Here is a 21,719-nt window from a genome sequence, read left to right on the forward strand (position 1 = left end):
TCACCATGATTTTTTGTTCAATTATACAAAAGTACCCGCTCCTCTCCAAGAGATTCACGGGTACTTTTTATCACCGTAGTTTTACCTATATAGTGATTAGTATTTTTCTAATACTAATACATCGTAACCATCTAACATTTTACGACCATCTAAGTAAGTAAGCTCTACTAAGAATGCAATCCCTGCTACAACTCCGCCAAGTTCTTCAACTAGCTTAATTGTCGCTTCGATAGTTCCACCTGTAGCTAATAGGTCATCTGTAATTAATACGCGTTGACCTGGCTTAATTGCATCTTTATGGATTGTTAAAACATCTTTACCATATTCTTTACCGTAGTCAACTGTAATTACTTCACGTGGTAATTTTCCTAATTTACGAACTGGCGCAAATCCTACTTCTAACGCATAAGAAACTGGGCAACCGATAATGAAACCACGAGCTTCTGGTCCTACTACAACATCGATATCTCTTTCTTTTGCGTATTCAACGATTGCATCTGTTGCTGCTTTGTATGCTTTACCGTCATTCATTAAAGGTGTAATGTCTTTAAACACAATACCTTCTTTCGGATAATCCGGTACAATTGCGATATGTTGCTTGAAATCCATATTTCTGAATCCTCCTCAGATCTAAAAGGTTTGTAAATACAAATCCTTTACCCTAACTGTTCTACTTCTTTATGATTACGAATCGTTTCAAACCATGTATATAGTTGCTGATATGTGCTATAAACCAATTCTTTTTCTAATTGTAAGTGGTTCATTTTCTCACGATATGTGTTCGATTCAATTAAATCACGCTTTTGTTTTTTGTCTGCCATAAAAATGACGCCATCTTTTATTGTAACAAATTCTAACTCAAAAAACACCTGTGTCATGAAATTTACTGTATCTTTTGACCAACCTTTATGACGACATAGTTGTTCTCCATATTGTCTTAAAGAAAATGGTGTTTTTTGGTTTAAGAAAGAATAATACCATTTAAAGTGTTCTCTCGTAGGAACTGTACTAAATAAGTGGTTATTCTCTTGATAAAATAGCGTATAAATTCGCGCTGGGAATCCTACTTTAAATAACTCACGTAATTCATCGGTTCCTTTTGGTAAATCAAGTAACACAATATATTGATCATCTAAATGCGTTACTTCTGAAGCATGCATGAGCTTTTCTTTATAGCTCTCTAAAGAAAATTTATTCAATACCTCTTCAGAAAAATACACCATTGTTATTTTTTCTTTCGGAAGTTCTGCTAAATTTGCTTCTGCATTACGCATACTACGCCAATCAAATAATTGCCACGCCTCTACAGCAATATCTTGTACCATTAGTTGTGGCTTCTTAAAATTATTCCATTCATTGATGGATGCTTCTCCTATTACAGATACCTTTGCAACTGGAGAGATTTCTTTCGCATATGCACCAAAACCAAATCCAATTGTATCCAGTGTTGCTTGTCCATCACGAAGAGCCATTTTTAAATGAGAGCCATCTGATCCGATTGCGCGAATGCTTTCTAACTCTGCATCTTTTACTGCAATACGTGGTTTCGGATTTCCAATACCAAACGGGGCTAGTTTTTGCATATCTTCAATTGCCGCTAGCGTTACATCCTCTACTTTGCAAAAAACATCAACTGCTGTAATTGGAATAAAATCTTCTTCTGTTAAAATCGCATCTGCTTGTTCATTTAATCGGCGACGTAATTCATCTACATCATTCATATGTAGCGTCATTCCCGCTGCCATCGGATGCCCTCCGAAGTGTGGCAATAACTCTCTACAATCTGATAAGTTTGCAAACAAATCAAATCCTGCAATACTACGTGCTGAGCCTTTTGCTGTTTCTTTTATAGGATCAATGCTTAATACAATCGTCGGACGATAAAAACGTTCAACTAATTTAGAAGCAACAATTCCAATTACCCCTGGGTTCCAACCTTCTTTTGCAAGTACTAATACTTTGTTTTCTTCTGGCGGGAAGTTATTTTCAACTTCAGCGATAGCCTCTTCTGTAATTTGCTTTACAATATCTTTTCGCAGTTTGTTCAGCTCATCAATTTCTTCAGCTAGCTCTTTCGCTTCCTCTGGATCATCTGATAATAAAAGGTGTACAGCCGGCGCTGCATCTTCTAAACGCCCGACCGCATTAATACGCGGTGCAATTGAGAAGCCAATACTCTCTTCTGTAATTTCACTTTGCGAAACGTTAGCAACTTTAAACAATGCCTTCAAACCAATATTTCTCGTCATACGCATATGTTTTAAACCACGTTTCACTAGCAACCTATTTTCACCATGAAGTGATACTAAATCGGCTACTGTACCGATTACTGCAACCTCTAATAAATGTTCTGGTACACGGCCTAATAGTGCATGCGCAACTTTAAACGCAACACCTACACCAGCTAAATAGTGAAACGGATATACGCCACCTTCTAATTTCGGATGTATAATCGCAAGTGCTTCTGGCAATTCTGGCGGTGGCTCATGGTGATCTGTAATAATTAGATCTATTCCAAGCTCTTTCGCTACATTCGCTTCATGTACTGCTGCGATGCCAGTGTCGACAGTAATAATCAGTGAGAACCCTGCGCTATGCGCCCAACGAAACGCTTCTTCGTTCGGTCCATACCCTTCTGTAAAACGATTTGGAATGTAAAATTCTACTTCTGCACCTAATTCTTGAAGAGCAAGATATAAAACCGTCGTACTACTTACTCCGTCCGCATCGTAATCACCAAATATTAATATTTGCTCTCCATTTTGAATGGCCTTATTTACACGTTCTACCGTTCTATCCATTCCTTCTAATAAAAATGGATCATGAAATTCTTGATTTTCTGTATTTAAAAAATCTAAAATCTTATCTTCTGTATCTAGTCCTCTACCGAGGAATAATGAAACGACAAGTGGCGATAACTGTAATTTACTTGCTAATTCACTCACTCGCTCGTCATTATATTCTTTTTCTTTCCAACGCGTCTTCGGTTGTAACACGAAATCACCCCTTAACCTGTTCATTATACAAGACAGATTAAGGGGTGACAATATAATGCAAACTACGATGCAATATCTATATACTAAAATGTTAATGATGTTTAATTTGGAGAATACGGATTTATATGTACGAATACATTTTGTACATTATCTTGTTTCATAAGTATTTCTTTCACATGTTTTCCAATACGGTGTCCTTCTTCTACGGTAATGTATGGATCTACAGACACTTTAATATCGACAATAACATAATGACCATGCTCCCGTGCATATAAAGAACCAATTTTTTTCACACCATCTACTTGAAGAACGGCCTCTCTAAGCGGAATAACATCCTCCTCATGAAGAACATGGTCAAGCGTTGCATGAATTGCTTCCGCTCCAATGCTCCATGCCATTTTTACAACAAGAAGTGAAACAACTAATCCTGCAATCGGATCAGCATATACGAGCCAGTCTATACCAAACTTACCACCGATTATAGCTGCACAAATACCGATTAAAGCTGCAATTGAAGAAAATACATCCGAACGGTGCTCATATGCATTTGCAATAATTGCATCACTGTTTACTCTTTTCCCTAATCGGAATTTATATTGAAACATTCCTTCTTTCACGACGATTGAAAGAACAACAGCAAATATCGTAATTCCTTTCGGTGGTTCTAGTTCTTGCGAAAAAGCTTTTATAGACGAAATCGCGATTTCAAGTCCCACAATAAATAATAATACCGCAACAATAATCGCTGAAATCGATTCCGCTTTACCATGACCATATGGATGATCCTCATCAGGTGGCTGCTTTGCCGCTCGCAATCCAAAAAGTACAGCTAGCGAACCAATTACATCTGATGCAGAATGCACCGCATCCGCTAACAGTGCTTTACTGTTCCCAATATAACCAATTACCGCCTTTACAATCGCTAATATAATATTACCAACGATCCCGACAATAGCACCAAACTCAGCCTGTTTAAAACGTTCATCTTTTTCCATCATTAAAATCCCTTCTTTTCTTAACCTATCTTTTTATTTTAACAAAAACAGCGATAATACCACCACTTTCTTCCATCTTCTTTCTGTTAAAAAGTTGCTATCTTATTGTATCCACAAACGAAAAAAGAGATGCCTCATAAAGAGACATCACCTTTTCTATACTTGCGGTTCAGATTCTACTTTCTCAACCTTTTTCTTGTTTTTGCCCTTTTTCAAACGACGGTTTTCAAGCATTAACCAAATTTGAGAAGCAACGAAAACAGAAGAATACGTACCTACAACTAATCCAACTAGTAACGCAAACGAGAAGTTACGTAGTGACTCACTACCGAAGATAAGCAGTGCAATTACTGGGAATAACACTGTTAATACGGTGTTAATCGAACGACCAAGCGTTTGGCGAATACTTGCATTTACGATTTCTTCTAAGTCTTTTATATCGCGAACTCGTTTTTTCTGTTTGTATAATTCACGGTTTCTATCAAATGTAACGATTGAATCATTAATAGAATAACCGATGATTGTTAACACTGCAGCGATAAACGTTAAGTCTACCTCTAATTGGAAAATACTAAATATAACAATCATAACGAACGCATCATGTAATAATGCAAGTACTGCAGATAATGCGTACGTAAATCGGAATCGAATACTTACGTATAAAATGATAACCGCAGAAGCGATTAATACTGCGATAAATGCATTTCGTGCAATTTCTTTCCCGATTGTTGGTGAAACTGTACTTACGTTTGGATCTGTACCATATTTATCGTGGAAGAATGTTTTTGTTTTTGCAATTTCATCTTTTGATAGAACACCTAATGTACGAACTGCGAATCCTTTATTGTCATCTCCAGTCGGTACAATATTTTCTTCCTTCACATCAATGTTCAACTCTTTAAAATCTTTATGAACATCAGACACAGTAACTGCTTGTTTTGATTGCAAGTCGATACGTGTACCACTCGCAAAGTCAATACCAAGATTCAATTTGAAAATTGGCAAGATAATTGCACCTGCAATTACAACTACAATCGAGAAGATAAGGAATTTATGACCGACATTTACGAAGTTAATACGATCAAATTTCGTTGGTGGATGTACTACACCTTTTGTTAATGGAATAATATCCTTTTGCTTCACACCAAAGTATCCTGGTTTTTTATCGAAGTAACGGCTCTTTACTAGTAAACTTAGTAAGAAACGAGTACCGAATACGTTCGTAATGAAACCGACTAAAATACTTACGATTAAACTTGTTGCGAACCCTTTTACGGAACTATTACCGTAAACGAATAACACACCAGCTGCTGCAAGTGTTGTAATGTTCGCATCTAAAATCGTTGCTAATGAACGATGGTTACCAGCACGGAATGCTGACATCATTGACTTACCAATTTTCAGCTCTTCTTTCAGTCTCTCGTACGTAATAATATTCGCATCAACAGCGATACCTACCCCGAGCACTAACGCCGCAATACCCGGCAGCGTAAGAACTGCATGCATCCAGTTAAAGACAAGTAACGTAACGAAAATGTATAAACCTAACATAATAACCGCTACAAGTCCTGGTAAACGGTAGAATACAAGCATAAATAAGAAAATAAGAGCGATACCAATCGCACTAGCGAAAATCGTTTGCTCTAACGCTTGTTGACCAAACTTCGCTCCAACAGATGTTGAATACATTTCTTTTAAATCAACAGGAAGTGCACCTGCATTTAATAAAGATGAAAGTTGTTTCGCACTTTCAACTGTGAAGTTTCCACCTACGATAGATACTTCAGCTTGGTTAAATACTTGGTTTACTGTTGCTGCTGATAAGAACTTCGGATTCGGTTTTGCAGATTCTGCTTTGTACGAATCTTTTCCTTCTTCAAAATCAAGCCAAATTACCATTAAATTCGTTGGTGGTGGCATTTTTGAAATTTTTTCAGTTACTTCACGGAATTTTTCAGCGCTCTTTAGTGTAAGACCTACGCTCGCACGGCCTTGCTCATCAAATGTTTGCTTCGCTCCGCCGCCTTTTAAATCCGTTCCGTCCATAAGAAGATTATCATCTACATCACGGAATGTTAATTTCGCTTGTGTTGATAACATTTCACGTGCTTTTTGCTGATCTTGTACACCAGCAAGCTGTACACGAATTCGATCTTGCCCTTCGATTTGAATGTTCGGCTCACTTACACCGAGAACATTGACACGATTCTCAAGAGCACCTACTGTACTTACAAGTACGTCTCGATCGATTTTGTCACCTTTTTTGGCTGGTTTTACTTCATACAGAATTTCAAAACCACCGCGAAGGTCTAGTCCTAGACTAATTCCTTTTGCTATGTCTTTTCCTGCCGCACCAATTACTCCACCGATTAATAAAACGATGAGGAAAAAGGCGGCAATTCTCGTACCACGCTTTGCCATATGTACCCTCTTTCCGCTACTAACACTTTAAATAAATCTCTTACGATTCACTTTTACACGTGTGCATACGTCTAGTTAGTAGACTTCCTTTCTATAATTTTGCTAGCTCATCACTAGCTGTGCCGGTACGTTTTCACGATACCTGCACTTTCATTATTTGTTTTCTCTCTTCACTACCTCCTTTATATATGATCTTAGACATAATTATTTCCTGATTATCAATACCTATCATTATACTGCAAAAGGAAGAACAAACCAATTGCAGTCGGTTATTTATTTTCATATTCATCAAATGACCAAAGTGGCGCTTGATATGCTTCAACAGTTAAATATGTCATATATTCATTAGCACTTACTGTTAATACGTCATTAACTAATTCATACAATCTAACATCGCTGTCTATCTTCTTCCACTTTTTCACTTTAAGAAACTTCCAAATGTCATCATCTGTCACTCTGTCGTAGCCGAACATTTGAAACTCTTCTACTTTACTTTCTAAAACGACTTGTAACTGTCCGCGGTATGATTCTACCAAAGCCTCTCTATCTAACATCTATAACATCTCCTTCTTATTTCGCACGAAAAGTCGCTTTTATTCCCGCTCTAATGGACAGCAATAACTACTTTCAAGAGCACTATCATACTTCACTCTCTTAAATGCTTGTCATTCTTGTCTCGTACGTGCATATAAATTATTGTAAATCATTCCATTGATTTTGAGAAGGTAGGAGAAGAACATGACGAGACAAAGCTTTTTAAAAGGCGCATTTATTTTAATGATAGCCGGCTTTATTACAAAAATACTCGGCTTTATCAACCGCATAGTAATGGCACGTATTTTGGGAGAAGAAGGCGTTGGTCTTTATATGATGGCCGTTCCTACATTCATTTTAGCAATTACATTGACACAAATTGGTCTTCCTGTCGCAATCGCAAAATTTGTAGCAGAAGCGGAAGCTGTGAACGATAAACAAAGAGTTAAAAAAATATTAACCGTATCACTAGCTGTTACATCCGTTATTAGTATCATTTTAACAATCGGAATTATGTTCCTCACACCTATTTTAGCAAAAACATTATTAACCGACGAAAGAACGTACTATCCATTAATGGCCATTTTGCCCGTTGTTCCTGTTATTGCTGTTTCTTCTGTTTTGCGTGGTTACTTTCAAGGGAAACAAAACATGAAACCTAGCGCTTATGCGCAAGTTCTAGAACAAGTCGTCCGCATTACCATTATCGCTATATGCATTCAATTATTTTTACCTTACGGCATAGAATACGCTGCAGCCGGCGCTATGTTATCAGCTGTTCTCGGTGAAGTTGCATCCTTATTATTTTTACTCACGTTATTTCAGCGAGAAAAACATTTATCAATACGCTCTGGATTTTTCACTACTGTAAAGGAAAGCAAAGGAACATTTTATTCTCTGATGGATATTGCCCTTCCAACTACAGGAAGTCGTTTAATCGGCTCCGTTTCCTATTTTTTTGAACCTATTGTCGTTATGCAAAGCTTAGCAATCGCTGGTGTCGCTGCTTCTATTGCAACCCAGCAATACGGTATATTAAACGGTTATGCATTCCCGCTCCTATCACTACCCGCCTTTATTACATACGCTCTCTCTACAGCGCTCGTTCCTTCTATTAGTGAAGCAATGGCAAAAAGACAACATAAATTAGTAGAGTACCGTTTACAACAAGCACTTCGAATTTCATTAATTACCGGCGGATGGTCTGTCGTTATATTATACGTATTCGCTTCTCCTGTTTTAACTCTTATGTATGGATCAGACAGCGCAACAGCATTCATTCAACTTCTTGCGCCTTGCTTTTTATTTCATTATTTCCAAAGTCCACTTACCTCTGTTTTGCAAGCTTTAAACTTAGCAAGAGCTGCAATGATGAATACATTTATTGGTGCCATCGTGAAATTAATCGTTATTTTTGTACTAGCATCAAGGCCAGAATTTCAAATGATGGGGGTTGCTCTCGCTATTGCTGCAAATATTGTAACAGTAACATTTCTTCACTACGCTACTGTTTTAAAAAAGATTACATTTACCATTTACGCAAAAGACTATATTTTCGGCGGACTTGCCATCGGTATCGCGGGCGCCTTCGGTTTTTATCTTCATAAATATATTATTTTCTCTCATGCCCTTGGCATACAAACATTATGGGAAATCACTTTAACAACAATTGTTTATATCGTACTTCTCTTCACTTTCAAACTCATTCGAAAAGAAGAGTTAAGTCGTCTCCCTATCATTCGTAAACTTTCATTTTTGAAATAAGTTGAAACTTTAATCAGTGGGGTAATCTCCACTGATTATTAGTTAAACTAATCATTCTTACTCTTTCAAAGGATAAATCTCTAATTTTCTTTTACATCAACAAAAAATTTTCCGTTTTGAAAACTACAGTATAAAATTTGTGTTACATCGTTATAACCTAAGTTTTTTAATTTCTCAATAAGCCATTCATCTGTATGTTCAATCATTTGTAAATGACTAGATTGAATTTCTCCATCAATAATAAGAGGAAGCGTAAACTGCAATGTATCTTGTTTATTTTTTTGTTTTTGAAAGACAGATAACTTCCCAGACGGTTCCAAAATAGCATATTCTACATCCCGAATATCTCCAACTCCTTGTTCCCTTAATTGCATCATTAAATCATCTATATTATAACGTTGCTTTCTCATCTTCTTTTCATCAATCTTTCCCGCGTTTACAAGAATAGCCGGCTCACCTTCTATTAAATGCCGAAAGCGTTGATACTTTAGGGAAATGACTGACAAAATAATTTGGATGCACATAAGAAAAGTCATCGGAACTAATTGATGCCAAAGTGATTTATCGGTATTTTCAATTGCCACTACGGCCATTTCTCCAAGCATAATAAATACGACTAAATCTAATACACTTAGTTCTCCTATCTCACGTTTACCCATAAGACGAAAAATAATTAAGATGATGATATATAAAAGCATTGTCCGTCCAATTATTGATATCCATTCCATTTCTACATCTCCTTTTTTACGTATAGACTCCCCTATAAAAAAGAAACTAGTCTAACTTAGACAAAAGAAAAATATGCTTGTATTAAAAAGGGGGAATGTATAAATGGATGGAACGAAAAAATTATCCACTGCAATCGGCTTCGGTATTATTACACTATTAATTCTCGCATCTCTTACTAGCATGATTATGGCTCTTTTATTAAAGTTTACGAATATAAACGAAGGGACATTAGCCGTTACTATTTTTATACTCGCTCTTTTATCTATGCTTATGTCTGGTTTTATTGCTGGTAAAAAAGCTCAAGGGAAAGGATGGCTAGTAGGTCTCACAACAGGTCTCACGTTCACTATACTCGTTTTTCTAGTTAACTATTTAGGCTTTTCTCAAACTTTATCGAACTCACAATTACTTTATCAATTAGCATTAATGGGGGCGAGTACACTCGGTGGTATTTTCGGTGTAAATATGTCAAAGCAAAGTAACTAAAAAAGGCCCTGCATATTTTATGCAGGGCCTTCCAAATTAGTTTTTCACAACTTCACGAATCGCATTGCGATCGAAAGTTAAGTGTGAACCACCAGATTTAATAACAATTTTCGTCTCATCTACTGATTCGATTGTACCGTGTAAACCACCGATTGTTACGATAGCATCACCTTTTGCTAACTCACTTTGCATTTGAGCAACTGCTTTTTGACGTTTTTGTTGCGGGCGAATTAATAAGAAATAGAAAATCGCAAACATCGCAACGATCATAACGATATTCATCATACCTGCATTCATCTTTTGTTCCTCCTTTTAAATTATGTATTAGAAGTTTTTAGCATTCGGTTTATTAAAGCCATACTGTTCAAAGAACTCTTCGCGGAAATCGCCAAGACGGTCTTCACGAATAGCTTGTCTCACCTGCTCCATTAAGTTTAACAGAAAATGAAGGTTGTGATAAGACGTTAAACGAATTCCGAACGTTTCATCACATTTCATTAAGTGACGAATGTACGCACGAGAGTAGTTTTTACATGTGTAGCAATCACAGTTTGGATCAAGCGGACCGAAGTCTCTTGCGAATTTCGCATTTTTTACAACGAGGCGACCTTCACTTGTCATACATGTACCATTTCGAGCGATACGAGTTGGAAGTACGCAGTCAAACATATCAATACCACGAATTGCGCCATCGATTAACGAGTCAGGAGAACCTACCCCCATTAAGTAACGAGGCTTATTATCTGGAAGAAGTGGTGTTGTAAACTCAAGTACACGGTTCATAATATCTTTCGGTTCACCTACAGATAAACCACCTACAGCGTAACCAGGGAAGTCCATTGAAACAAGATCTTTCGCACTTTGACGACGAAGCTCTTCGTACTCTCCCCCCTGTACAATACCGAATAAGCCTTGATCTTGCGGACGTTCATGCGCTTTTAAGCAACGTTCTGCCCAGCGGCTCGTACGCTCTACAGATTTCTTCATATATTCAAAAGTAGCTGGGAATGGTGGACACTCATCAAATGCCATCATAATATCTGAACCTAATGCATTTTGGATTTCCATCGCTTTTTCTGGTGATAAGAATAATTTATCTCCATTTAAGTGATTACGGAAATGAACGCCTTCCTCTTCAATACGACGGAAGTCACTTAAACTGAATACTTGGAAACCACCAGAATCTGTTAAGATTGCACGATCCCAGTTCATAAATTTATGCAAACCGCCTGCTTCACGAATAATTTCATGACCTGGACGTAGCCATAAATGATACGTATTACTTAAAATAATGCCAGAATCCATTGCTTTTAATTCTTCTGGTGACATTGTCTTAACTGTTGCAAGTGTACCAACTGGCATAAATGTTGGTGTATCAAATGAACCGTGCGGCGTATGCACACGACCTAAACGGGCACCCGTTTGTTTACATGTCTTAATAAATTCATAACGAATTGCTGTCATAACTTACTCCTTTTATTTGTTTCTCATTTTAGCGTGAGATGCAACGAACATTGCATCACCGAAGCTAAAGAAACGATATTTTTCTTTTACTGCTTCATTATAAGCATGAAGTACATTATCTCTATTTGCAAATGCACTTACAAGCATAATTAATGTTGATTTCGGTAAATGGAAGTTTGTAATTAAACCATCAATTGCTTTAAATTCATATCCCGGATACATGAAAATATCTGTCCATCCAGAAGCGGCGCAAAGCTTACCTTCATGATCTGTTGCAATTGTTTCTAACGTACGAGTTGATGTCGTACCTACAGTAATAATACGTCCACCATTCTCTTTCACACGATTTAATAATGCCGCTGTCTCTTCAGACATATGATAATATTCTGCGTGCATATGGTGTTCTTCAATCGTGTCTGCAGAAACTGGTCTAAATGTTCCAAGTCCTACGTGAAGTGTAATGAATGCTAACTGAACGCCTTTTAGCTTTAACTTCTCAAGTAACTCTTCTGTAAAGTGAAGTCCCGCAGTCGGCGCTGCTGCTGAACCGATTTCTTTCGCATATACTGTTTGATAGCGATCGCGATCTTCTAGCGTCTCTTTAATATATGGAGGAAGTGGCATTTCCCCAAGTTCATCTAAAATTTCATAGAAGATGCCGTCATATGAAAATTCAAGCTGACGTCCACCTTGATCTGCAGTTCCTGTGCAAGTTGCTTTTAATTTCCCTTCGCCAAAAGAGATAACAGTTCCTTCTTTTACACGTTTCGCTGGCTTTACAAGCGTTTCCCACTTATCACCTTCTTCTTGTTTTAAAAGAAGTACTTCAATGTGCGCGCCTGTATCTTCTTTCACACCGTGCAAACGAGCAGGCATAACTTTCGTTTCATTTAAAACTAAGCAATCCCCCTCATGTAAGTAAGAAAGAATATCCGTAAAATGTTTATGCTCAATATCACCTGTTTCACGGTCTAACACCATTAATCTTGATGTTTCACGCTCTTCTAACGGGACTTGTGCAATAAGTTCTTCTGGTAAATGAAAATCAAACAGATTTATATCCATAGCTATATCCACCTATTTCTTATTTAAATCGATTTATTATATACATAATAAAAGATAATACAATACTTAACACAATACATGTAATGATAGGAAAATAAAAGGTAACGTTTCCTTTTTTTACAAAAATATCGCCTGGAAGCCTTCCAATGAACTTCCAAGCTAATCCAACAACGATGAGTAAGATCCCGGCTGTAATAAGCAGCTTTGGCATCTCCGTCATACTTTTGGTATCTCCATTCCGAAATGTTCATACGCAAGCGGCGTTACAATTCGGCCCCTCGGCGTTCGTTGTAAAAAGCCAATTTGTAATAAATACGGCTCATACACATCTTCAATCGTATGAGATTCTTCTCCAATTGTTGCTGAAACCGTTTCTAATCCAACTGGACCGCCACGGAATTTCTCAATAATACCAAGCAGTAATTTATGATCAATATGATCTAGACCTAATTTATCTACTTGCAGTAGCTCTAATGCCATTTGTGTAATTTCCATCGTAACCGTTCCATTACCACGAACTTGTGCGAAATCACGTACACGTCTTAAAAGACGATTCGCAATACGAGGTGTACCACGAGCACGTCTTGCAATTTCTAATGCAGCTAACGAATCGATTTCAACTTCAAATACTTCTGCTGTACGTTCAACAATCGCAGAAAGCTGATCTACTGTGTAGTACTCTAACCTTGAAAGTACACCAAAGCGGTCACGAAGCGGTGCCGATAATGCTCCAGCACGTGTTGTTGCTCCAACTAATGTAAATGGCGGTAAATCTAGGCGTACAGAACGTGCTGAGGGCCCTTTTCCAATTACAATATCAAGGCAAAAGTCTTCCATCGCAGGATACAATACTTCTTCAATTGATCTATGCAAACGATGAATTTCATCAATAAATAATACATCACCTGGCTGAAGCGCTGTTAATACAGCAGCTAAATCTCCTGGTCTTTCAATTGCGGGACCTGAAGTTGTTCTAACATTAACGCCCATCTCATTGGCAATAATATTCGCAAGCGTCGTTTTACCAAGACCTGGTGGTCCATATAAAAGCACGTGATCTAACGTTTCTTCACGCATTTTCGCCGCTTCAATAAATACTTCTAAATTATGTTTCGCTTTATCTTGGCCAATATACTGACGGAGCGTCTGTGGCCGTAATGAATATTCTAAATCCGCATCTTCATATGCAGATTCCCCTGAAAGGAGACGTTCGTCCATTATACTCACCTCTTACCATTTAGTAAAAGACTAAGTGCCTTTTTAATATACTGATCCGTCGTTAATGCTTCTTTTAATAACTCTGGTACAACACGAGAAACTTCGCGTTCTGCGTATCCAAGTGCGCGCAGAGCTTCCAGTGCCTCATCAAGCTCAGCTGATGAACCTTTATTCTCATCAAAACGTTCTGTGTCTGAGAATAAATCAACAAATGCATCTGGTACGACATCTGCTAGTTTTCCTTTTAAATCTAAAATCATTTGGCGTGCTGTTTTCTTTCCGACGCCTGGGAATTTCACTAAAAACTTCTCATCTTCATGCTCAATTGCTTGAACGACCTGTCCTGTTTGACCAGAAGCTAAAATTGCAAGAGCGCCTTTTGGCCCAATGCCAGACACGCCTAACAACTTTGTAAATAATAAACGCTCTTCACGTGTTTTAAAACCGTAAAGTGCCATAATATCTTCTCTCACATAATGATATGTATAGACACGGATTTCTTGCTTACTTCTTTGAAATACATACGGATTTGGTGTGAAAATTTGATAACCAATTCCATTATGATCAATTACGACATATTCCGGCCCTACATACTCCACGTAACCTGTAACATATTCAAACAAAATACAATCTCTCCCTCTTAAATCATGTATTCCATTTTAACATATTTAATGATAGAAAAGCGAGACTGCCCCAACAAATGTTCTCCACTTGAAACTTCTGTTATTTTCCATTGACAGAAAGGTTAAAGCACCTTAATATACAGAAGTCGATAATGATTATCAATACTAATTAAAGGGGTTACATCAGGATGAAACGTAAGCTATTTATTTTATTTACTATTATGCTTGTTGTTCTTTCTATCGTTGGCTGTTCTTCTCAAAAAGAAGAATCGAAAGCAAAAGAACAACCGAAAACAAAAGTTGTAAAACATGCTAAAGGTGAAGCTACAATTCCAGTAAATCCAAAGAGAATTGTTGACTTATCTGGATCAACAGAAGAACTATTACTTCTTGGACATAAACCTGTTGGTACAGCAAATACATATAAAGATAAAATCCAAAATCACTTAACAGACAAGTTAGATGGAGTAAAAGCAGTAGGTTGGTACTGGGCACCTAAAGTTGATTTAGAAGCTGTTACTGCTTTAAAACCAGACTTAATTATTTTAAACAACCGTCAATTAAAAATTTATGATCAACTAGAAAAGGTTGCACCTACAGTTGTTCTAGAAACAAACTTAGAAGACTGGCGTGGTAAGTTTAAAGAAGTAGGTAAGCTATTTGACGAAGAGAAGAAAGCAGACAAATGGATTGCAGACTACGATAAGAAAGCAGACTCTTTATCTAAAAAAATTAAAGAGAAAACAAAAGATGAGAACTTTATGTTCGTTGCAGTTACACCACAAAACTTCCGTGTATACGGTAGCTTCGGATACGGTGACATCATCTTTAATGACTTAAAACTTCCAGCAACAAAAGGTACGGATTTAAAACAAACGATGGCGCAAGTATCACTAGAAGGTCTAGTTGCATTCCAGCCTGACCAAATGTTTATTGTAAACTTCGGCGGCGAAGCTGATAAAGTTTACGAAGACTACAAAAACAGTGCCGTTTGGAAAGACAATAAAGCAGTTAAAAATAATCACGTATATGAAGTATCAAATGAAGTCTTCAATACGAAAGCATTCAATCCAATCGGAAAAGATATGCTAATTGATGAAATCGCAAAAGAAATTTTAGCTAAAAATAAATAAGAAAAAAAGCAGCTCACCATGAGCTGCTTTTTTTCTTACTTTGAACTGCGTATTGCTTCATTTTTTCAATCGTCTTCACAAAACCTTCTTTTGATTTAATACGAATGCCACGTTTCAATTTCGCACGTTCATAGCTCTCAAGCTTTTTCATATCAATTTGAAAGAAAGAATGGATCGCATTATCATTTTTTGGCACACCTTTGAAAATTTGTAATATCCCTTCCTCTGAAACACCAAAATACCCGCTCGTTTTCAATAACGGAGAAATATCATCAACTTTCTTTTGCAATACAATTTGTACATCATCACGATCAACGAGCTGCCATTCTTTATACTGCTGTAAAAACTTTTCTAAATCCGTCACTTTTTCTGTAAGTATTTCTTCGCTTACTTCGCCATCAACATACATACGCTCTAATAAAATTGTAACCTCAGGTTCTTTTTTCGTTACTTTTGGTACTGGCCCTTCCGCCTTCACATTCGTTTCATAAACGAAACAAAACATCATAACGAAAGCTTGCATCGCAATCAGTATCCATTTCATTTCCGTTCACCTCTTTTAGGCAAGATCATACTTTCATTAGTAGTTTTTCCGGAAATGGGGGTTTTATCCATATTACATTTCTTTCGAAAATATAAAAAATGCAGATAAGGATTCACCTCATCTGCATGTATCATTTACTTTTATATAAAATGAAAGACGCCTGCAAAGCAGGCGTCTTGATGCGTTTACGGCGAGAGACCAGGCGACCACATTCGCGTGTTTAGCACTTAAGCATATCTCTCGTCTTACGTAAATTAGCTCATCGCTTTGCTAATATAACATTAATAAAGTATAAGTGCAACATGTTTATAAAAATATTTTATTTCCTCTTTCATCTAAACAAATTATATGTAAATTATAAATTGATAAATGCAATATATATGTTACAATTAATGTAACAGCGAAATTATAATAAACAGGAGATGGGTAGTGTGAAAAAAATAAAGGATGAACGTCTCATTCTGCAAACGTTAAAAAACGTACGTATTGCTTTTCTTTTTCAATCACTTGGTATAATCGGTATTTTAGGCTATATCGGATTCACTGAAGGAATAGATCAAATTACGAAATCTCCATTATGGCTAGTATTTATTCTTACGAGTATGATCCTTAGTTATTTACAGTTAAGTGTTTCAATTGATGTAGAAGAAAGTGAAAAGGAGATAAAATTAACTCCTTATTACAAAATTGTTTTACGCTCTCTTATTGTAGGAATCGTTATGGCTATTATTTATATCATTTTCAGTACAGAAAGCCCCCTATTTGAAGCTATTTTAACAGGTGGTATTCTCTTCATATGCTTTTTAGGTTCTTATTCCGTTAGTTATTTCATTAAAAAACGTCGTTTACAAGACGAAGATGAATAAAGAGGAAGGGCTCCCCCTTCCTCTTTTGTTTTGCTATCGCACTGTACCAGTTAAACCGTAACGAATGTCTCTGAACATATTTCCTATATCACGATTAAAATCGTTTGTAACTGTACCGTTACGTAGACGCGTACTCATTGCATCGACACGAGTAAACATATCATTTCTTACAGAAACATATACGTTTCTGTTTCCAACTTCATTTGCAACAGCTTGACGAATTTCGTTCGCCATCGCCGTTTCATTTGTCACTGTGTTACGTGGTTTTACCGCAATCGCTACATCGTTTCCATATACAACTGTAGACACACGGTCTACGTTATTCATACGTTTCACACGATTTGTTATTCTTTCAGCTGTTTTACCATCATTGTTAATGTATGAATTGTTCATTGTAATATTACGAGTTGGATGCGGATTAGCAATTTGTCCATTGTAATTTACATCACGGTAATAATTGTATCCTGTATCGTTACGACCATTTCTATATGTTACATAATCTGTATAACGATCATTACGCGTCACATTATCACGATACTGGTGTGTATCATTATAAGATGTACGCTCGTAATTGTAGTTACGTCCATCCATTGCATTGTTTTTTGGTGTACCACATGCAGCTAATGCACTAGTAACTAACAAAGAAGCAGCAATCACTTTTACTTTCGTATTCAATACAAAAACCCCCTCTGTTAGAATGAGCTTCTCTACTGAAAAGCTCCCTCTTATGATGAGTAACAGAGAAGGTTTTTACACTGTTAATATTTCACTGGGAATTTTCTAGCACTTCATAAAAAAACTGCATTTTCTTAATCAACAAGAATGCAAAAAAGGCGGGAATACTCCCGCCTTTTTAAACTTCTTCTTCGTCCTCTTCTTCTGAAACGGGCTCTCCAAATACATTTGGTGGATCTGGTTGATAATACATCGTTCCTGGCTGTGGTGCATATGCAGACTGAGTTGGTTGATAATATAAAGGATTCGCATATTGCGGACCGCCTGGTTGTGGACTATATAGTCTACTTTCTCCTCCGCATCCACAATCTTCCTCACCCTGCACAAGCGGCGGCATGTTATTATCCATTGGCATCATATTCTGGTTTGGCATAGACGTATGTTGCGGTCCAAACGGCGCTCCTTGCTGATATGGCATTTGATATGGATTTGGTTGTTGATAATACGGATTCGGCGGCATCATGGGCTGTTGATACGGCATTTGATAGGGCATCATATTTGGTGGTTGATTGTTATCCATAATCGGCATCATATTCGGCATTTGATTGTTATCCATAATTGGCATTATATTCGGCATTTGATTGTTATCCATGATTGGCATCATATTCGGCATTTGGTTATTATCCATAATCGGCATTATATTCGGCATTTGATTGTTATCCATAATTGGCATCATATTCGGCATTTGATTGTTATCCATAATTGGCATCATATTCGGCATTTGATTGTTATCCATAATTGGCATCATATTCGGCATTTGATTGTTATCCATAATTGGCATCATATTCGGCATTTGATTGTTATCCATAATTGGCATTATATTCGGTGGTTGATTGTTATCCATAATTGGCATTATATTCGGTGGTTGATTGTTATCCATAATTGGCATTATATTCGGCATTTGAATATTTGGCGGTATGACTTGTGGAATAACTACATTTTCTTTCGATACATTTGGCGATACTATATTCCCTACGTTTTCTTTCTTCACTTGTGGTGACACTATATTTCCTACATTTTCTTTTTTCACTTGTGGTGACACTATATTCCCTACATTCTCTTTCTTCACTTGCGGCGACACTATATTTCCTACATTTTCTTTTTTCACTTGCGGCGACACTATATTTCCTACATTTTCTTTTTTCACTTGTGGTGACACTATATTCCCTACATTCTCTTTTTTCACTTGTGGTGACACTATATTCCCTACATTCTCTTTCTTCACTTGCGGCGATATTATATTATTTTTTTTCGTTTGCGGAGAAATGATATTGTTAGGTTTCATTTTACTAATTTGAGGAGCAATTAACTCGCTTCCTTTTTTTATTACATCTGAAATTTTATATTCTTTTTTCGGTTTTATTGGTGGTTGTGGCGGCTGCGGTAATACATTTACCGAAAACTTCGTGTTTTCTTTTTCCGCCGGTTTTTGTTTTTCTATCACAGGTGGTTTTTGAATAACAGACGGTTTTTCAACTGGTTTTTCTTTTTGAATTGGCTGTTCTTTTTGCACCTCTTTTTGCGGCTTTACCTGCATCTCCTTCTGTGGTTTCACCTGTACTTCTTTTTGTGGCTTTACTTGCATCTCTTTCTGCGGTTTTATTTGCACTTCTTTTTGTGTTTGTTGCATAGCTGGCTGCTGTGTAATTGGTGCTGATTGATACGTAACTTCTTCCTCATCTTCTATTCCAAGCGGAGTTGGTGTTGCTGCAAATTCTTTTTGCTGCACTTCTTTTACGTATTGCTTTGGAGGCGCTGAACCTGCTCCAGCCTGTTGTTTCATATGAACACTCTTTGATGGCACTTTAATTTTCATACCTGGCATGATTAAATCTGGATTACTAAGTTGTGTATTTGTTTTTTTCAACGTGTCAAAATCCACTCCGTACTTTTTCGCAATTTTCCAAAGGGTATCCCCTTTTTGCACGATATGAATTTTCAAATTTTCCCCCTCCTGTATAACTTATCTATAAGTAACAAATCTCATGAAGTAACTCTTTCTAAATAACATTAACTTCTTTTTACTTTTATCACTTCTTCGATTTTCAATATCATTCGAAGTGGAATAAGCATAAAGAACCACAATGATTTCTTCAAAACAATGTATGCCCATTTCGTTCTCGTTATGATTATATGTATGAAAAAAAGCAACGGGAATACCGTTGCTTTACACACGCTCTAACATACGATTTAATGCAAGAACTGCTTCTGCCGTTACTTGTTTGTCTACGCTAATAACGTTAATTTCTTCTCCTCTTTCTATCGTTTCAAGTGTCCATAATAAGTGAGGCAGATCTATTCGATTCATCGTTAAGCACGGACACATAAATGGATTAAGCGAAACAATTTCTTTATCTGGATGTTGCTGAATAATTCGATTCACTAAATTCATTTCTGTACCAATCGCCCATTTGCTACCAGATGGCGCTGATTCAATCATATCAATAATATATTTCGTTGAGCCTGCATAATCTGAAGCAGCTACAACTTCATAGCAACATTCTGGATGTACAATAATATTCATATTAGAATGATTTTTTCGTACACTCTCAATATTCTTCACTGTAAAATTTTGATGAACAGAACAATGTCCTTTCCATAAAATCACTTGAATTTCTTCTATATCCCCATCGTACTCTAATGAATCTGTGTGCGGGTCCCATACTGCCATTTTATCTAACGGGATACCTAGATCGTACGCTGTATTTCTCCCTAAATGTTGGTCTGGTAAAAAGACGAGACGTTCTTTTTGAGTAAACGCCCAAGATACCATTTGCTTTGCATTAGAAGAAGTTACTGTTGCTCCTCCGTTACGACCACAAAACGCTTTAATTGCAGCTGTAGAGTTCACATATGTTAACGGAATCATCGTATCTCCAAATAATTTAGTGAGCTCTGCCCATGCTCTTTCTGTTTGTTCAATATCTGCCATATCCGCCATCGAACAACCTGCACGCATATCTGGTAAGATGACAACTTGATCATCTGTCGTCAACATATCTGCTGTTTCCGCCATAAAGTGTACCCCGCAAAACACAATGTATTTTGCGTCTTTATTGCTCGCTGCAACTTGCGCAAGTTGAAGTGAATCCCCTGCTGCATCTGAAAATTGTACCACTTCATCTTTTTGATAATGATGCCCTGGAATGAATAACATTTTCCCCATTTTCTCTTTAATTTCACGAACACGCTTTTCCATATCTTCCGTTGACATTGTGTAATAACGCTCTGGTAACATCGTTTCAATCGGCTGTACTTTTTCTAAAATACTCATATACGTTTCTCCCCCTCTAAGCCACTTTCCTTACTCTTCAATATTGAAACTAATATCAAGTGCTTTCACTGAATGTGTTAACGCTCCAAGTGAAATATAATCTACCCCTGTTTTTCCGTATTTCGATAAATCTTCAATTGTGATGCCCCCTGAAGCTTCCGTAACGATGGCACTTGGTACAATCTTTGAAAACTCCCGGATTTCATCTGGCGTACGATTATCGAACATAATAATATCCGCACCAGCAGCGACAGCCTCTCTCACCTGTTCCTCAGTTTCTGTTTCCACTTCTACCTTCACCATATGTCCTAACTTTTCTTTTACTGATGTAACAGCTTTTGTAATAGAACCAGCAAAAGCAATATGATTGTCTTTAATCATGACACCATCATATAAACCGAAGCGATGATTAAATCCACCGCCGCACACGACTGCATACTTATCAAACATACGTAGTCCTGGCATCGTTTTTCGCGTATCACAAATGCGAGTATGACTACTATCTAAAGCAAGAACCGCTTTACGCGTCATCGTCGCTATTCCACTCATACGCTGAATAACGTTTAATATAACGCGCTCTGCTGTTAATAACGATGCGATTGGACCTTGCACTGTTGCAATAATTTCTCCTTTTTCTACAAGATCCCCATCTTTTTTATGAAGCTCTATTTCAATTCTCTCATCAATTAATTTAAATCCTGATTCAATTACTAAACATCCTGCAAAGACCCCTGTATCCTTCGCAAGAAACGTTCCTTTCGAAAGCAAGTGATCTGGAAAAATAAGCTGAGATGTTACATCTCTTTCTCCTATATCTTCTAAAAAAAATCGGTTTAATGCTTCTTTAACTTTTATCGTGTTCATAAAGCCCC

The 21,719-nt window shown here is 37.0% G+C and carries 20 protein-coding genes and 1 pseudogene; 4 read left to right on the forward strand and 17 right to left on the reverse strand.

Annotated features, from left to right (window positions below):
• Positions 1-96: 96 nt before the first annotated feature.
• From EBQ15_RS02605 to EBQ15_RS02625, 5 genes are all read right to left on the reverse strand, one after another.
• On the reverse strand, positions 97-609 hold the full coding sequence (locus tag EBQ15_RS02605; protein WP_000346215.1) for an adenine phosphoribosyltransferase: 513 nt from the start codon (positions 607-609) through the stop codon (positions 97-99).
• 47 nt (positions 610-656) lie between these two features.
• Positions 657-2,996, reverse strand: coding sequence for a single-stranded-DNA-specific exonuclease RecJ (gene recJ / locus EBQ15_RS02610; protein ID WP_000941240.1), 2,340 nt, complete (start codon positions 2,994-2,996; stop codon positions 657-659).
• 101 nt (positions 2,997-3,097) lie between these two features.
• A complete protein-coding gene (locus tag EBQ15_RS02615) occupies positions 3,098-3,991 on the reverse strand; it encodes a cation diffusion facilitator family transporter (protein WP_000409741.1) in 894 nt (297 codons plus the stop codon).
• Between the two features lie 156 nt (positions 3,992-4,147).
• A complete protein-coding gene (secDF, locus tag EBQ15_RS02620; protein ID WP_001119060.1) occupies positions 4,148-6,412 on the reverse strand; it encodes a protein translocase subunit SecDF in 2,265 nt (754 codons plus the stop codon).
• A gap of 269 nt (positions 6,413-6,681) precedes the next feature.
• Entirely contained in the window at positions 6,682-6,966 is a 285-nt protein-coding gene (locus EBQ15_RS02625; protein ID WP_000886978.1) for a post-transcriptional regulator, read from the reverse strand.
• A gap of 184 nt (positions 6,967-7,150) precedes the next feature.
• On the opposite strand from EBQ15_RS02625, the gene spoVB reads away from it, so the two are divergent.
• Positions 7,151-8,710 (forward strand): stage V sporulation protein B, encoded by a 1,560-nt coding sequence (gene spoVB, locus EBQ15_RS02630; RefSeq protein ID WP_000198296.1) that lies wholly within the window; start codon positions 7,151-7,153, stop codon positions 8,708-8,710.
• A gap of 80 nt (positions 8,711-8,790) precedes the next feature.
• Here spoVB and EBQ15_RS02635 read toward each other — a convergent pair whose 3' ends face one another.
• Positions 8,791-9,438 (reverse strand): DUF421 domain-containing protein, encoded by a 648-nt coding sequence (locus EBQ15_RS02635; protein WP_000454820.1) that lies wholly within the window; start codon positions 9,436-9,438, stop codon positions 8,791-8,793.
• A 103-nt stretch (positions 9,439-9,541) separates the two neighbouring features.
• Here EBQ15_RS02635 and EBQ15_RS02640 point away from each other — a divergent pair, with 103 nt between their 5' ends.
• Positions 9,542-9,925: a TIGR04086 family membrane protein gene (locus EBQ15_RS02640; protein WP_000349141.1), complete on the forward strand. Its 384-nt coding sequence runs from the start codon at positions 9,542-9,544 to the stop codon at positions 9,923-9,925.
• Positions 9,926-9,961: 36 nt separating this feature from the next.
• Here EBQ15_RS02640 and yajC read toward each other — a convergent pair whose 3' ends face one another.
• Genes yajC through ruvA form a run of 6 tightly spaced genes read right to left on the reverse strand, consistent with a single transcriptional unit; the run spans position 9,962 to position 14,295 of the window.
• Entirely contained in the window at positions 9,962-10,222 is a 261-nt protein-coding gene (yajC, locus tag EBQ15_RS02645; RefSeq protein WP_000991115.1) for a preprotein translocase subunit YajC, read from the reverse strand.
• Positions 10,223-10,249: 27 nt separating this feature from the next.
• Positions 10,250-11,389 carry a tRNA guanosine(34) transglycosylase Tgt gene (gene tgt, locus EBQ15_RS02650; RefSeq protein WP_000125365.1) on the reverse strand — a complete coding sequence of 380 codons (1,140 nt, stop codon included), beginning with the start codon at positions 11,387-11,389 and terminating at the stop codon, positions 10,250-10,252.
• A gap of 12 nt (positions 11,390-11,401) precedes the next feature.
• On the reverse strand, positions 11,402-12,454 hold the full coding sequence (gene queA, locus EBQ15_RS02655; protein WP_000354027.1) for a tRNA preQ1(34) S-adenosylmethionine ribosyltransferase-isomerase QueA: 1,053 nt from the start codon (positions 12,452-12,454) through the stop codon (positions 11,402-11,404).
• A gap of 19 nt (positions 12,455-12,473) precedes the next feature.
• Complete coding sequence (locus tag EBQ15_RS02660; RefSeq protein WP_000138162.1) at positions 12,474-12,674, reverse strand: DUF2905 domain-containing protein; 201 nt, start codon at positions 12,672-12,674, stop codon at positions 12,474-12,476.
• Positions 12,671-13,672: a Holliday junction branch migration DNA helicase RuvB gene (gene ruvB / locus EBQ15_RS02665; protein WP_000344449.1), complete on the reverse strand. Its 1,002-nt coding sequence runs from the start codon at positions 13,670-13,672 to the stop codon at positions 12,671-12,673. The genes EBQ15_RS02660 and ruvB overlap by 4 nt, the downstream gene beginning before the upstream one ends.
• Positions 13,673-13,677: 5 nt before the next feature.
• Positions 13,678-14,295: a Holliday junction DNA helicase RuvA gene (gene ruvA, locus EBQ15_RS02670; RefSeq protein ID WP_000464513.1), complete on the reverse strand. Its 618-nt coding sequence runs from the start codon at positions 14,293-14,295 to the stop codon at positions 13,678-13,680.
• Positions 14,296-14,483: 188 nt separating this feature from the next.
• Here ruvA and EBQ15_RS02675 point away from each other — a divergent pair, with 188 nt between their 5' ends.
• Positions 14,484-15,428, forward strand: coding sequence for an iron-hydroxamate ABC transporter substrate-binding protein (locus EBQ15_RS02675; protein ID WP_000823606.1), 945 nt, complete (start codon positions 14,484-14,486; stop codon positions 15,426-15,428).
• Between the two features lie 13 nt (positions 15,429-15,441).
• Here the strand turns inward: EBQ15_RS02675 and EBQ15_RS02680 are convergent, their stop codons facing one another.
• Positions 15,442-15,972: a BofC C-terminal domain-containing protein gene (locus EBQ15_RS02680; RefSeq protein WP_000871178.1), complete on the reverse strand. Its 531-nt coding sequence runs from the start codon at positions 15,970-15,972 to the stop codon at positions 15,442-15,444.
• A 431-nt stretch (positions 15,973-16,403) separates the two neighbouring features.
• Between EBQ15_RS02680 and EBQ15_RS02685 the strand changes: the two genes are divergently transcribed.
• Entirely contained in the window at positions 16,404-16,838 is a 435-nt protein-coding gene (locus EBQ15_RS02685; RefSeq protein WP_000721246.1) for a hypothetical protein, read from the forward strand.
• Between the two features lie 33 nt (positions 16,839-16,871).
• Here the strand turns inward: EBQ15_RS02685 and EBQ15_RS02690 are convergent, their stop codons facing one another.
• The 4 genes and pseudogenes from EBQ15_RS02690 to nadC all read right to left on the reverse strand — a co-directional run bounded on the left by EBQ15_RS02690 (position 16,872) and on the right by nadC (position 21,711).
• Positions 16,872-17,513 (reverse strand): YhcN/YlaJ family sporulation lipoprotein, encoded by a 642-nt coding sequence (locus EBQ15_RS02690; protein ID WP_001093541.1) that lies wholly within the window; start codon positions 17,511-17,513, stop codon positions 16,872-16,874.
• 1,845 nt (positions 17,514-19,358) lie between these two features.
• Positions 19,359-19,515, reverse strand: a pseudogene (gene safA, locus EBQ15_RS31955) (SafA/ExsA family spore coat assembly protein); the annotation flags it as partial.
• A gap of 225 nt (positions 19,516-19,740) precedes the next feature.
• Positions 19,741-20,847, reverse strand: a complete 1,107-nt coding sequence (gene nadA, locus EBQ15_RS02700) for a quinolinate synthase NadA (RefSeq protein WP_000025302.1) — start codon at positions 20,845-20,847, stop codon at positions 19,741-19,743.
• Between the two features lie 30 nt (positions 20,848-20,877).
• Positions 20,878-21,711, reverse strand: coding sequence for a carboxylating nicotinate-nucleotide diphosphorylase (gene nadC, locus EBQ15_RS02705; RefSeq protein ID WP_001092203.1), 834 nt, complete (start codon positions 21,709-21,711; stop codon positions 20,878-20,880).
• Between the last annotated feature and the right edge of the window lie 8 nt (positions 21,712-21,719).

Origin of the sequence: Bacillus sp. 2D03, assembly GCF_003946765.1 — a bacterium.
Taxonomy (GTDB): Bacteria; Bacillota; Bacilli; order Bacillales; family Bacillaceae_G; genus Bacillus_A; species Bacillus_A cereus.

Excerpts from the sequence above, each read along its gene's own strand:
- EBQ15_RS02605 (WP_000346215.1), bottom strand. The coding sequence starts at position 609 with ATGGATTTCAAGCAACATATCGCAATTGTACCGGATTATCCGAAAGAA.
- EBQ15_RS02615 (WP_000409741.1), bottom strand. The coding sequence starts at position 3,991 with ATGGAAAAAGATGAACGTTTTAAACAGGCTGAGTTTGGTGCTATTGTC.
- secDF (WP_001119060.1), bottom strand. The coding sequence starts at position 6,412 with ATGGCAAAGCGTGGTACGAGAATTGCCGCCTTTTTCCTCATCGTTTTA.
- EBQ15_RS02625 (WP_000886978.1), bottom strand. The coding sequence starts at position 6,966 with ATGTTAGATAGAGAGGCTTTGGTAGAATCATACCGCGGACAGTTACAA.
- spoVB (WP_000198296.1), top strand. The coding sequence starts at position 7,151 with ATGACGAGACAAAGCTTTTTAAAAGGCGCATTTATTTTAATGATAGCC.
- EBQ15_RS02635 (WP_000454820.1), bottom strand. The coding sequence starts at position 9,438 with ATGGAATGGATATCAATAATTGGACGGACAATGCTTTTATATATCATC.
- EBQ15_RS02640 (WP_000349141.1), top strand. The coding sequence starts at position 9,542 with ATGGATGGAACGAAAAAATTATCCACTGCAATCGGCTTCGGTATTATT.
- yajC (WP_000991115.1), bottom strand. The coding sequence starts at position 10,222 with ATGAATGCAGGTATGATGAATATCGTTATGATCGTTGCGATGTTTGCG.
- tgt (WP_000125365.1), bottom strand. The coding sequence starts at position 11,389 with ATGACAGCAATTCGTTATGAATTTATTAAGACATGTAAACAAACGGGT.
- queA (WP_000354027.1), bottom strand. The coding sequence starts at position 12,454 with ATGGATATAAATCTGTTTGATTTTCATTTACCAGAAGAACTTATTGCA.
- EBQ15_RS02660 (WP_000138162.1), bottom strand. The coding sequence starts at position 12,674 with ATGACGGAGATGCCAAAGCTGCTTATTACAGCCGGGATCTTACTCATC.
- ruvB (WP_000344449.1), bottom strand. The coding sequence starts at position 13,672 with ATGGACGAACGTCTCCTTTCAGGGGAATCTGCATATGAAGATGCGGAT.
- EBQ15_RS02675 (WP_000823606.1), top strand. The coding sequence starts at position 14,484 with ATGAAACGTAAGCTATTTATTTTATTTACTATTATGCTTGTTGTTCTT.
- EBQ15_RS02680 (WP_000871178.1), bottom strand. The coding sequence starts at position 15,972 with ATGAAATGGATACTGATTGCGATGCAAGCTTTCGTTATGATGTTTTGT.
- nadA (WP_000025302.1), bottom strand. The coding sequence starts at position 20,847 with ATGAGTATTTTAGAAAAAGTACAGCCGATTGAAACGATGTTACCAGAG.
- nadC (WP_001092203.1), bottom strand. The coding sequence starts at position 21,711 with ATGAACACGATAAAAGTTAAAGAAGCATTAAACCGATTTTTTTTAGAA.